The organism is Streptomyces netropsis, assembly GCF_014203545.1.
GTDB lineage: Bacteria > Actinomycetota > Actinomycetes > Streptomycetales > Streptomycetaceae > Streptomyces > Streptomyces netropsis.
The window spans coordinates 257,161-269,085 of the sequence record NZ_JACHJG010000004.1 but is presented as its reverse complement, the minus strand read 5'-3'; the positions used below and the strand labels follow the sequence as shown (position 1 = coordinate 269,085).

General features: G+C 71.9%; 10 protein-coding genes. 8 read left to right on the top strand and 2 right to left on the bottom strand.

The window, feature by feature from the left end:
• Nucleotides 1–126: 126 nt before the first annotated feature.
• The 4 genes from FHS38_RS12310 to FHS38_RS12295 all read left to right on the top strand — a co-directional run bounded on the left by FHS38_RS12310 (nucleotide 127) and on the right by FHS38_RS12295 (nucleotide 4,430).
• On the top strand, nucleotides 127–852 hold the full coding sequence (locus FHS38_RS12310) for an MBL fold metallo-hydrolase (RefSeq protein ID WP_184733568.1): 726 nt from the start codon (nucleotides 127–129) through the stop codon (nucleotides 850–852).
• A gap of 10 nt (nucleotides 853–862) precedes the next feature.
• Entirely contained in the window at nucleotides 863–2,125 is a 1,263-nt protein-coding gene (gene hisS, locus FHS38_RS12305; RefSeq protein WP_184733567.1) for a histidine--tRNA ligase, read from the top strand.
• Nucleotides 2,126–2,184: 59 nt separating this feature from the next.
• The gene (locus tag FHS38_RS12300; RefSeq protein WP_184733566.1) at nucleotides 2,185–2,847 is read left to right on the top strand and encodes a vitamin K epoxide reductase family protein; all 663 of its coding nucleotides are present in this window, start codon (nucleotides 2,185–2,187) and stop codon (nucleotides 2,845–2,847) included.
• A 212-nt stretch (nucleotides 2,848–3,059) separates the two neighbouring features.
• Nucleotides 3,060–4,430, top strand: a complete 1,371-nt coding sequence (locus FHS38_RS12295; RefSeq protein WP_184733565.1) for a replication-associated recombination protein A — start codon at nucleotides 3,060–3,062, stop codon at nucleotides 4,428–4,430.
• Nucleotides 4,431–4,475: 45 nt separating this feature from the next.
• Here FHS38_RS12295 and FHS38_RS12290 read toward each other — a convergent pair whose 3' ends face one another.
• Nucleotides 4,476–5,228, bottom strand: a complete 753-nt coding sequence (locus FHS38_RS12290) for a DUF2470 domain-containing protein (protein WP_184733564.1) — start codon at nucleotides 5,226–5,228, stop codon at nucleotides 4,476–4,478.
• 185 nt (nucleotides 5,229–5,413) lie between these two features.
• Between FHS38_RS12290 and rpsD the strand changes: the two genes are divergently transcribed.
• Nucleotides 5,414–6,028 (top strand): 30S ribosomal protein S4, encoded by a 615-nt coding sequence (rpsD, locus tag FHS38_RS12285; protein WP_184733563.1) that lies wholly within the window; start codon nucleotides 5,414–5,416, stop codon nucleotides 6,026–6,028.
• Nucleotides 6,029–6,053: 25 nt separating this feature from the next.
• Here the strand turns inward: rpsD and FHS38_RS12280 are convergent, their stop codons facing one another.
• The gene (locus FHS38_RS12280) at nucleotides 6,054–8,300 is read right to left on the bottom strand and encodes an ATP-binding protein (protein WP_229822399.1); all 2,247 of its coding nucleotides are present in this window, start codon (nucleotides 8,298–8,300) and stop codon (nucleotides 6,054–6,056) included.
• A gap of 180 nt (nucleotides 8,301–8,480) precedes the next feature.
• Between FHS38_RS12280 and FHS38_RS12275 the strand changes: the two genes are divergently transcribed.
• From FHS38_RS12275 to alaS, 3 genes are read left to right on the top strand one after another with little or no spacing between them, the layout of a single operon-like run.
• Nucleotides 8,481–8,921: a DUF948 domain-containing protein gene (locus tag FHS38_RS12275; protein ID WP_184733562.1), complete on the top strand. Its 441-nt coding sequence runs from the start codon at nucleotides 8,481–8,483 to the stop codon at nucleotides 8,919–8,921.
• Between the two features lie 8 nt (nucleotides 8,922–8,929).
• Nucleotides 8,930–9,256, top strand: a complete 327-nt coding sequence (locus FHS38_RS12270; protein ID WP_130876872.1) for a DUF6167 family protein — start codon at nucleotides 8,930–8,932, stop codon at nucleotides 9,254–9,256.
• Nucleotides 9,256–11,925: an alanine--tRNA ligase gene (gene alaS / locus FHS38_RS12265; protein ID WP_184733561.1), complete on the top strand. Its 2,670-nt coding sequence runs from the start codon at nucleotides 9,256–9,258 to the stop codon at nucleotides 11,923–11,925. Before FHS38_RS12270 ends, alaS begins: the two co-directional genes overlap by 1 nt.

The following is an 11,925-nucleotide window of genomic DNA, read 5'->3' as shown; positions in this document are numbered from 1 at the left end:
GTACCGTATACGGGTTCGCCGCGGCGGGAGTGCCGCCGGTAGGCTCTTCACCAGCCGGGAACCCCCGCCCGGGGGCTCCCGCCGACGCCACCGCCGGCTACCGCTGGTCGATCATTAAGGACGAATGTGCTCATTGCCGGGTTCCCCGCCGGGGCCTGGGGGACCAATTGCTACCTGGTCGCCCCCGCCGCGGGCGAGGAGTGCGTGATCATCGACCCGGGCCACCAGGCGGCCCAGGGCGTCGAGGACGCACTCAAGAAGCATCGGCTCAAGCCCGTCGCCGTCGTCCTCACCCACGGCCACATCGACCACGTCGCCTCGGTCGTCCCGGTGTGCGGCGCCCATGACGTCCCGGCCTGGATCCACCCCGCCGACCGCTACATGATGAGCGACCCGGAGAAGGCCCTGGGCCGCGCCTTCGGGCAGCAGCTCATGGGCGAGCTCACCGTGGGCGAGCCGGACGACGTCAAGGAGCTGACCGACGGCGCCCGGCTGGACCTCGCGGGGATGGAGTTCACCGTCGCGCACGCGCCCGGCCATACCAAGGGGTCGGTGACCTTCCGGATGCCCGAGACCGCCGAGATCCCTTCGGTGTTCTTCTCGGGCGACCTGTTGTTCGCCGGCTCCATCGGACGCACCGACCTGCCCGGCGGTGACCACGCCGAGATACTCCAGTCGCTGGCCCGTGTGTGCCTGCCCCTGGACGACTCGACCGTGGTGCTGTCCGGCCACGGCCCCCAGACCAGCATCGGCCGCGAGCGCGCCACCAACCCGTACTTGCGGGAAGTGGCGGACGGCGCGCGACGCGGCTTCGGAGGCGGCGCTACCGCCCCTCCGCGACGAGGAATGTGACGATTTTTCCGTGAGCACCTTCAAGGCCCCCAAGGGCACCTACGATCTGACCCCGCCGGACTCCGCGGTCTACCTCGCCGTGCGCGAGGCCATCGCCGCGCCGCTCAAGCGCTCGGGGTACGGCTACATCGAGACCCCCGGCTTCGAGCAGGTGGAGCTGTTCTCCCGCGGCGTCGGCGAGTCCACCGACATCGTGACCAAGGAGATGTACACCCTCACCACGCGCGGCGGCGACGAGCTCGCGCTGCGCCCCGAGGGCACCGCCTCTGTGCTGCGCGCGGCGCTGGAGGCCAATCTGCACAAGGCCGGCAATCTGCCGGTCAAGCTCTGGTACTCCGGCTCGTACTACCGCTACGAGCGCCCGCAGGCCGGCCGCTACCGCCACTTCTCGCAGGTCGGCGCGGAGGCCATCGGCGCGGAGGACCCGGCGCTGGACGCCGAGCTGATCATCCTGGCCGTCGACGCCTACAAGTCGCTCGGCCTGAAGAACTTCCGCCTCCTGCTGAACTCGCTCGGCGACAAGGAGTGCCGCCCCGCCTACCGCGAGGCCCTCCAGGAGTTCCTGCGCGGCCTCGAACTCGACGAGGACACCCGCCGCCGGATCGAGATCAACCCGCTCCGCGTCCTCGACGACAAGCGCGAGGCCGTCCAGAAGCAGCTGGTCGGCGCGCCCATGCTCCGCGACCACCTGTGCGAGGCCTGCAAGGCCTACCACGAGGAGGTGCGCACGCTGCTGACCGCTGCGGGCGTCGCCTTCGAGGACGACGAGAAGCTCGTGCGCGGCCTGGACTACTACACCCGCACCACCTTCGAGTTCGTCCACGGCGGACTCGGCTCGCAGTCCGCGGTCGGCGGCGGCGGCCGCTACGACGGCCTGTCCGAGATGATCGGCGGCCCCGCGCTGCCGTCCGTCGGCTGGGCGCTGGGCGTGGACCGTACGGTGCTCGCGCTGGCGGCCGAGGGCATCGAGCTCGAACTGCCCTCCGCGACCGAGGTCTTCGCCGTGCCGCTCGGCGAGGAGGCCCGGCGGGTGCTGTTCGGTCTCGTGACCGAGCTGCGCCGGGCGGGCGTCGCCACCGACTTCGCCTTCGGCGGCAAGGGCCTGAAGAACGCGATGAAGTCCGCCAACCGTTCCGGCGCCCGCTACGCGCTCGTCGCGGGAGAGCGGGACCTGGCCGAGGGCGTGGTCCAGCTCAAGGACCTGCAGAGCGGTGAGCAGAAGGCCGTCGCGCTCGACGCGGTCGTGAGTGAACTCCAGGCCGCGCAGGGCTGATTACGAGGGCGTTGGTGCAGAATGGGCCGCAACGACCGACTGATGGGATCAACGGCGCTATGACCACTTCGGCTCTTGACCGCTCCGACCTCGACGGCGACGAGCGGGACGGGCCCGCCACGGGCCCGGTGGGCGGTGGGCGCGGCTTCGCCCTGCTGCTGGTGATCACCGGTGCGCTGGGACTGCTCGCGGCCTGGGTCATCACGCTCGACAAGAACAAGATCCTCGAGGCCAAGGCCGAGGGGAAGACGTTCACCCCCGGGTGCAGCCTCAACCCCATCGTCTCCTGCGGCAACATCATGGAGAGCGACCAGGCCGAGGCGTTCGGGTTCCCGAACCCGATGCTGGGCCTGGTCGCCTACGGCGCGATCGTCGCGATCGGGCTGGCCCTCCTCGCCGGCGCCCGCTACCGCCGCTGGTACTGGCTGGGCATGCAGGCCGGCACGCTCTTCGGCGTCGCCTTCTGCACCTGGCTGCAGTACCAGTCGCTGTACGTGATCGGCTCGCTGTGCCTGTGGTGCTGCCTCGCCTGGGTCGCGACCATCGTCATGTTCTGGTACGTGACCGTGCAGAACCTCCGGCACGGCTTCCTCCCGGCCCCGGCGGCGCTCAAGCGCGGGCTGCTGGAGTTCCACTGGGTGGTGCCCGTCCTGTGGGTCGGGATCATCGGGATGCTGATCCTCACCAAGTGGTGGTGGTTCTGGACCGGCGGCACGGCTTAGCGGGCCTGCTGCCGCGGCGAGCGCCCTGCGGGCGCGTCCTCAAACGCCGGACGGGCTGGATTCGGCTGAGCTCAGCCGAATCCAGCCCGTCCGGCGTTTGAGGACACCGCCGCGCAGCCGTGGTGCGGGCGACACTGCCCGCAGCGCGCCCGCTCACATGATCCGCCGGACAGGCCCCGGCATTGTCAGAGGGGTGCCATAGGGTTTCCAGCGTGGAACCCGACCTGTTCACCGCAGCCGCAGAGGACCGCCAGGAGAAAGACCCGGCGAGCAGTCCGCTGGCCGTCCGCATGCGCCCCCGCACCCTCGACGAAGTCGTCGGCCAGGGCCATCTCCTCAAGCAGGGCTCACCGCTGCGCCGATTGGTGGGGGAGGGGAGCGGCGGCCCCGCCGGGCCCTCCTCGGTGATCCTCTGGGGCCCGCCCGGCATCGGCAAGACGACGCTGGCCTATGTCGTCAGCCAGGCCACCAACAAGCGCTTCGTCGAGCTGTCGGCGATCACCGCCGGGGTGAAGGAAGTGCGGGCCGTCATCGACGGCGCCCGTCGTGCCTCGGGCGGCTACGGCAAGGACACCGTCCTCTTCCTGGACGAGATCCACCGCTTCAGCAAGGCACAGCAGGACTCCCTGCTGCCCGCCGTCGAGAACCGCTGGGTCACCCTCATCGCGGCCACCACGGAGAACCCCTACTTCTCGATCATCTCTCCGCTGCTCTCGCGTTCCCTGCTGCTGACGCTCCAGGCGCTCACCGACGACGACCTGCGCGGTCTGCTGCACCGCGCGCTCACCGACGAGCGCGGGCTCGGCGGTGCGGTGACCCTGCCCGAGGACGCCGAGGGCCATCTGCTGCGGATCGCCGGGGGTGACGCCCGGCGTGCTCTGACGGCCCTGGAGGCGGGGGCCGGGTCGGCCATCGCCAAGGGCGAGAGCGAGATCACCCTGGAGACGCTGGAGGACGCCGTCGACCGGGCGGCGGTGAAGTACGACCGCGACGGCGACCAGCACTACGACGTGGCCAGCGCGCTCATCAAGTCCATCCGCGGCTCGGACGTGGACGCCACGCTGCACTACCTCGCCCGCATGATCGAGGCCGGGGAGGATCCGAGGTTCATCGCCCGGCGGCTGATGATCTCGGCGAGCGAGGACATCGGCCTGGCCGACCCCACGGCCCTGCAGACGGCGGTCGCCGGCGCCCAGGCCGTCGCGCTGATCGGTTTCCCCGAGGCACGGATCGTGCTGGGGCAGGTGGCCGTGGCGCTCGCCCTGGCCCCGAAGTCCAACGCGGCGTATCTCGCGATCGACGCCGCCCTCGCGGACGTGCGGGCGGGGCTCGCCGGGCCCGTGCCCCCGCACCTGCGCGACGGGCACTACAAGGGTGCCGAGAAGCTCGGCCACGCGCAGGGCTACCTCTACCCCCACGACCTGCCCGGCGGTATCGCCGCTCAGCAGTACGCACCGGACGCGATCCACGGCAAGCGGTACTACGAACCGACGCGCTACGGCGCCGAGGCGCGCTACGCGGACGTGGTGGAGCGGGTACGGTCCCGGCTGCGCGGCGAGCAGCCGCCGGCCGCGGAGCAGTAGCCGGGCGGCCGGGCGAGGGTCCCCCGTCCGGGTGATCCCCGGTGTTCACCCCGCGGCGGCCTCGAAGAGGGTGTGCATGGCATGGCGCAGTTCGGCGATGTCGCGGACCGGCTCGGGGAATTCGAAGCGGGCGTCGAAGGACCGGTCCGCCGCGCTGCCGCCGCCCCTCGCCCGGGTGAAGCGCACCCGCAGGCCGAAGCGGTCCAGGGCCACCGGCACGGCAGCCGCCCCCGTCTCCCGCGCGGCGCGGCCGCCGGCGCCGGCCCCCTCCGCACCGGCACACCCGTCGCGTTCACCGAGCAGGCCCCACAGCCCCCGCACCTGGTCGCCGTGGGCGGAGTGCAGATGCTGCAGGAGTTCCGCCTCGTGGTCGACGAGCGGATCGGCGCAGGAGCGGGCGAAGTCCTCCGGCTCGACGCCCGAGGCGCCCCACAGGTCGTCGACGCACACCTCGCCGACCTCCAGCCGCAGCAGCATCCGGCCGGGCTCGGTCACCCCGGGGCAGGAGGTGAGCCAGCCGGAGATCCACGCGCGGCCGCGGATACGGTTGGGCACGGAGACCGGCGCGACGTCGGTGATCTCCAGTACGGCGGCCAGCTCGTCGTCCTGCGCGTGGGTGGCGGCCCGTACGGCCGGTGAGTCGGCGGGGAAGACCAGGAACAGCTCCCCGTCCGGGCCCACGCTGCGCGCCTCGGGCATCAGCTGGTCCGGGCGGGCACCCTCCAGGCCGGGGATCAGCACTACTGCGGAGCATGTACTCTGTACGAGAGTTCGTGTGCGCTCGGCTGCTGACGGCATCCGTGCGATTTCAAGCCCGCTGGGACGCGGCTGACCATGATCTGATCGGACCTCCGTCGTATCGATGCCCTGCGCGGCGTCGACGCTGTCTGTGCTGTCCGTGTGCGTGGTTTTCCCCGGGCGAGACATGCGATCTCCTTAAGTAAGGTGAGCCTAACCTAACCTACAACGGAGGTCTGGAGAACGTGCCTAACCAGTCGCGTCCCAAGGTCAAGAAGTCTCGTGCGCTCGGCATCGCGCTGACGCCGAAGGCCGTCAAGTACTTCGAGGCCCGCCCCTACCCGCCGGGCGAGCACGGCCGTGGCCGCAAGCAGAACTCGGACTACAAGGTCCGTCTGCTCGAGAAGCAGCGTCTGCGCGCCCAGTACGACATCAGCGAGCGCCAGATGGCCCGCGCCTACGACCGCGCCAAGAAGGCCGAAGGCAAGACGGGCGAGGCCCTGGTCATCGAGCTCGAGCGCCGTCTCGACGCGCTGGTCCTGCGTTCGGGCATCGCCCGCACCATCTACCAGGCCCGCCAGATGGTCGTCCACGGCCACATCGAGGTCAACGGTGGCAAGGTCGACAAGCCGTCCTTCCGCGTCCGTCCCGACGACGTCGTGATGGTCCGCGAGCGCAGCCGCTCCAAGCACCCCTTCCAGGTCGCCATGGCCGGTGGCTACGACACCGACGGTGAGACCCCGCGCTACCTGCAGGTCAACCTGCCGGCGCTGGCCTTCCGTCTGGACCGTGAGCCGAACCGCAAGGAGATCCCCGTGATCTGCGACGAGCAGCTCGTCGTCGAGTACTACGCCCGCTGACCCGGACGTATCGCTCTCCTTTCGCTCAGCCCGCTTCCTCCCCGGCCCCCGCGGCCGGGGAGGAAGCGGGCTGGTGCGTTTCCGGGACCGGGTGCCGCTGCGGCCCCCGCGGGCCCGGCACCGCGGCCGCCCGCCCGCCGCCCGCGCCCCGCAGCGCCCGCGCCACCGCCGCGTCCAGATCCAGCCCCGCGCCCTCGCGCAGGCACTCCTCGTACCGCTCGGCGCCCAGCCGCTCCCGCGCCCGCCGTTCGCACAGCGCGTGCGGTGCGTTGAAGAACCGCGAGCCGAACAACGGCAGCCCCACCGAGCGCCACAGCCGCCCCGCGGCCCCCTGGAGCACCGCCGCCTCCACGGCATCCCCCTCCATGCCCTCCTCGGCCGCCCCCTCGACGCGCTCGTCCAGCGCCATCAGGGCCAGCAGCTCGAGCGCCAGGACCGCGCCCACCAGGTCGTGGAAGGCGTGATCGATGACCAGGCACTCCTCCAGCAGCGCCCGGGCCCGCCTCCGGTCCCCGCCGCTGAAGGCCGCGAAGGCCAGCACGTAGAGCGCGTAGGCCAGCGTCCAGCGCTCGCCGTGGTCCTCGCAGACCTCCCGCACCTCCTCGCACAAGGCCACCGCACCCGCGAGATCCCCCTGGAAGGCGACGGCCATCGCCAGCTCCACCCGGCCCATCAGCACATTGCTGTTCAACTCGCCGATCTCGCGATAGCGGGCCAGCGCCGCCCGCAGCGACCGCTCGGCGCGCGGCATGTCGTCCGAGACCAGCGCGAGACAGCCCATGCGGTGCTCGGCGTAGGCCGCCGCCCGGTCGTCGCCCGTGCGCTCCGCCAGCTCCCGGCACTCGCCGAGCGCGCCGACCGCCCGCGCCTGGTCGCCCTGGAGCACCGAGACGTGGCCCAGCACCCACAGGGCCTTCGCCCGGGTCTCCGTGTAGTCGGCGGGCGCGCGCAGCGCCCGCTCCAGCCAGTACCGGCCCTCGGCCAGCCGCCCGCACCCCACCCAGCAGAACCACAGGGTCCCCGCCAGGCACTGGCCGAGATGCGCCTCGTCGCTGTCCTCCAGACTGTGCTCGAGGGCGGTCCGCAGATTGGGCAGCTCGGCCTCGACCCTGGCCGCCACCTCGGCCTGGCGCGGGCCGAACCAGTCGAGCTCGCACCAGGTGGCCAGGCCCATGTACCAGTCGCGGTGCCGCCGACGCATCCGCTCGTCGTCCCCCAGCGCCCGCAGCCAGTCCGCGCCGTAGGCCCGCACGGAGTCCAGCAGCCGGTAGCGCGGGCCCAGCGGGCCGTCCTCGCGGACCATCACGGACTGGGCCACCAGCGAGGTCAGCACGTCGAGCAGGTCCTCGGCGGGCAGCTCCGGGCCCGAGCAGACGTACTCCGCCGCCTCCAGGTCGAACAGCCCCGCGAAGACCGTCAGCCGCGCCCACAGCAGCCGCTCGGCGGGCGTGCACAGCTCATGGCTCCAGCCGATCGCCGTCCGCAGCGTGCGATGGCGGGGCAGTGCCCCGTGCGACCCCCCGGTCAGCAGCCGGAAGCGGTCGTCCAGCCGGTCCAGCACCTGGTCCGCGGAGAGGGCGCCCAGCCGTCCGGCCGCCAGCTCCAGGGCCAGCGGGATGCCGTCGAGACGTCGGCACAGCTCGGCCGCCGCGACCAGCTCGCCCGCCCCGGCGGGAAAGTCGGGCCGGACCGCCGTGGCCCGGTCCTCGAACAGCGCGACGCCATCGGCCCCGCCCATCGGCGACAGCGGGAAGACCTGCTCGCCCGCGACGCCCAGCCGCCGACGCCCTGCCGCCAGCACGCTCAGCCCCGGTGCCGTCCGCAGCAGCGCGTGCGTGAGCAGGGCGCACTCCCGGGCGAGATGCTCGACGCCGTCCAGCACGAGCAGCAGCCGGCGGTCGGCGAGCTGCTCCAGCAGACACGCGCGCGGCGGACGGTCCGTGTGGTCGGTGAGCCCGAGGGCCGCGGCGACCGCGTGATCCAGCAGCGCCGGGTCGGTCAGCGCCGAGAGCTCGGCCAGCCACACCCCGTCGCAGAAGCGATCCTGCACACCCTGCGCGGCCCGGATCGCCAGCCGCGTCTTGCCGACCCCGCCCACCCCGGTGACCGTCACCAACCGGGACCGCCCCAAGTGCCCGGCCAGGGCGTGGAGTTCACGGTCACGGCCGATGAAGCGGCTCGGCTCGGCGGGCAGATTGCCCGGCGGCCGGGCCGGTGCGGCGCCGTCGTCGGACGACGGGCCGGGGAACGGGGAGCCGGAGAGCGGTGCCATGGCACACAGAGCGTACCGACGGGTGTGCGGACCGTAAACTCTGCCTGGTGAACCGCCCGGTCGCGGCCGTAATGCGGTACGGGCCCCGACGCCCGGCGCGATAAGGTCGGTACCCGACGTTTTACGATCGCGGGCGACCAGCGACGAGCAGCTCGACGACCAGCTAAGGAGCGGTGCAACGTGTCCGGTGGAGAGGTGGCCGGGATCCTCGTGGCCGTCTTCTGGGCGATCCTCGTGTCCTTCATCGCCCTGGTGCTGGTCCGGCTCGCGCAGACGTTGAAGGCGACCACGAAGCTGGTGGCCGAGGTCAGTGAGCAGGCCGTGCCGCTGCTGGCCGACGCCTCCGCGACCGTGCGCTCCGCGAACACCCAGCTCGCCCGCGTCGACTCGATCGCCGCGGACGTCCAGGAGGTCACGGCGAACGCCTCGGCGCTGTCCTCGACCGTCTCCTCCGCCTTCGGCGGGCCGCTGGTCAAGGTCGCCGCGTTCGGCTACGGCGTGCGCCGTGCGATCGGCCGCAAGGCGGAGCCCGCGCCGAAGACCACCGTTTTCGTCGGCAGGACCGCACAGGATCTGCCGTCCGCAAGGCGCGGCAGCCGCCGTACCCGTGGGAAGGGTTGACCCCGGAAATGTTTCGCCGCACGTTCTGGTTCACGACTGGTGTAGCAGCCGGTGTCTGGGCCACCACCAAGGTCAACCGCAAGTTGAGCAAGCTCACCCCGGAGAGCCTGGCCCTGCAGGCCGCGGACCGCGCGGTCATCGCCGGCCGCCGCGTCAAGCTCTTCGCGCTGGACGTCCGCGACGGCATGGCCGATCGCGAGGCGGCGCTCAAGGACGCGCTGGGCCTCGGCCCGGTGGCGGAGCCCGAGCGCCGGGAGCTGCCCGAGCAGCGCCGGCTGGTCGCCCTCGACCAGCGCCACCCCTACAACTCGATCACCCGGAAAGAGGACCACTGATGGAGTCGGCTGAAATCCGCCGCCGCTGGCTGCGCTTCTTCGAGGAGCGCGGGCACACCGTCGTGCCGTCGGCGTCGCTCATCGCGGACGACCCGACCCTGCTGCTGGTCCCCGCGGGCATGGTGCCCTTCAAGCCGTACTTCCTCGGCGAGGTCAAGCCGCCCTTCCCGCGCGCCACCAGCGTGCAGAAGTGCGTCCGCACCCCGGACATCGAAGAGGTCGGCAAGACCACCCGCCACGGCACGTTCTTCCAGATGTGCGGCAACTTCTCCTTCGGGGACTACTTCAAGGAAGGCGCCATCAAGTACGCCTGGGAGCTGCTCACCAGCTCCGTGGCGGACGGTGGCTACGGCCTGGAGCCCGAGAAGCTCTGGATCACCGTCTACCTCGAGGACGACGAGGCCGAGCGCATCTGGCGCGACGTCGTCGGCGTGCCCGCCGAGCGCATCCAGCGCCTGGGCAAGAAGGACAACTACTGGTCCATGGGCGTCCCCGGCCCGTGCGGTCCCTGCTCCGAGATCAACTACGACCGCGGCCCCGAGTTCGGCGTCGAGGGCGGCCCGGCCGTCAACGACGAGCGGTACGTGGAGATCTGGAACCTGGTCTTCATGCAGTACGAGCGCGGCGCCGGCGAGGACAAGGAGAACTTCCCGATCCTCGGCGACCTGCCCAGCAAGAACATCGACACCGGTCTCGGCCTCGAGCGCCTGGCGATGATCCTGCAGGGCGTGCAGAACATGTACGAGACCGACACCCTGCGCGTCGTCATGGACAAGGCCACCGAGCTGACCGGTGTCCGCTACGGCGCCGCCCACGGCACCGACGTGTCGCTGCGCGTGGTCGCCGACCACATGCGCACCTCCGTCATGCTCATCGGCGACGGCGTCACCCCCGGCAACGAGGGCCGTGGCTACGTCCTGCGCCGCATCATGCGCCGCGCCGTCCGCAACATGCGTCTGCTCGGCGCCACCGGCCCGGTCGTCGCCGAGCTGGTCGACACCGTGCTCACGACGATGGGCGAGCAGTACCCGGAGCTCCTCACCGACCGCAAGCGCATCGAGACCGTCGCCCTCGCCGAGGAGGCCGCGTTCCTCAAGGCCCTCAAGGGCGGCACCAACATCCTCGACACCGCCGTCACCGAGACCAAGGCCGCCGGCGGCACGGTCCTCGCCGGCGACAAGGCGTTCCTGCTGCACGACACGTGGGGCTTCCCGATCGACCTCACCCTGGAGATGGCCGCCGAGCAGGGGCTGTCCGTGGACGAGGACGGCTTCCGCCGTCTGATGAAGGAGCAGCGGGAGCGGGCCAAGGCCGACGCCAAGGCCAAGAAGACCGGCCACGCCGACGTCTCCGCCTACCGCGCGGTCGCCGACACCGCAGGCTCCACCGTCTTCACCGGCTACACCGACACCGAGGGCGAGTCCACCGTCGTCGGTCTGCTGGTCGACGGCGTGCCGTCGCCGGCCGCCCAGGAGGGCGACGAGGTCGAGGTCGTCCTCGACCGCACCCCCTTCTACGCCGAGGGCGGCGGCCAGCTCGCCGACCAGGGCCGGATCCGGCTCGACACCGGTGCCGTCGTGGAGATCCGCGACGTCCAGCAGCCCGTGCCCGGCGTCAGCGTCCACAAGGGCGTCGTCCAGGTCGGCGAGGTCACGGTCGGCTCGTCCGTGTACGCCCAGATCGACGTGCGGCGCCGCCGGGCCATCGCCCGCGCCCACAGCGCCACCCACCTCACCCACCAGGCGCTGCGCGACGCCCTCGGCCCGACGGCCGCCCAGGCCGGTTCGGAGAACTCGCCCGGCCGCTTCCGCTTCGACTTCGGCTCCCCGGCCGCCGTGCCGGGCACCGTCCTCACGGACGTGGAGCAGCGGATCAACGAGGTCCTCTCCCGTGAGCTCGACGTGCACGCCGAGGTCATGAGCATGGAGGACGCCAAGAAGCAGGGCGCCATCGCCGAGTTCGGCGAGAAGTACGGCGACCGGGTGCGCGTCGTGACCATCGGCGACTTCTCCAAGGAGCTGTGCGGCGGCACGCACGTGCACAACACCGCCCAGCTCGGTCTGGTGAAGCTGCTCGGCGAGTCCTCCATCGGCTCCGGTGTGCGCCGTGTCGAGGCCCTCGTCGGCGTGGACGCCTACAACTTCCTCGCCCGTGAGCACACGGTCGTCTCCCAGCTGACGGACCTGGTCAAGGGCCGTCCGGAGGAGCTGCCGGAGAAGATCTCCGGGATGCTCGCCAAGCTGAAGGACGCCGAGAAGGAGATCGAGCGGTTCCGCGCCGAGAAGGTGCTCCAGGCCGCCGCCGGTCTCGCCGAGGGTGCCAAGGACGTCCGGGGCGTGGCGCTGGCCGTCGGCCGGGTGCCGGACGGCACGGGCGCCGACGACCTGCGCAAGCTCGTCCTCGACGTCCGGGGCCGGATCCAGGGTGGCCGCGCCGCCGTGGTCGCGCTGTTCACCGTGGTGAACGGCCGCCCGCTGACCGTGATCGCCACCAACGAGGCCGCGCGCGAGCGTGGGCTCAAGGCCGGTGACCTGGTGCGTACGGCCGCCAAGACGCTCGGTGGCGGAGGCGGCGGCAAGCCGGACGTCGCCCAGGGCGGCGGCCAGAACGCCGACGCTCTCGACGAGGCCATGGCCGCCGTCGAGCGTCTCGTCGCCGAGGCGGCCTGA

What these genes read in the sequence shown, in the direction of transcription:
- FHS38_RS12300 (WP_184733566.1), top strand. Translation starts at nt 2,185, where the DNA reads ATGACCACTTCGGCTCTTGACCGCTCCGACCTCGACGGCGACGAGCGG.
- FHS38_RS12280 (WP_229822399.1), bottom strand. Translation starts at nt 8,300, where the DNA reads ATGGCACCGCTCTCCGGCTCCCCGTTCCCCGGCCCGTCGTCCGACGAC.
- FHS38_RS12290 (WP_184733564.1), bottom strand. Translation starts at nt 5,228, where the DNA reads ATGCCGTCAGCAGCCGAGCGCACACGAACTCTCGTACAGAGTACATGC.
- FHS38_RS12270 (WP_130876872.1), top strand. Translation starts at nt 8,930, where the DNA reads ATGTTTCGCCGCACGTTCTGGTTCACGACTGGTGTAGCAGCCGGTGTC.
- alaS (WP_184733561.1), top strand. Translation starts at nt 9,256, where the DNA reads ATGGAGTCGGCTGAAATCCGCCGCCGCTGGCTGCGCTTCTTCGAGGAG.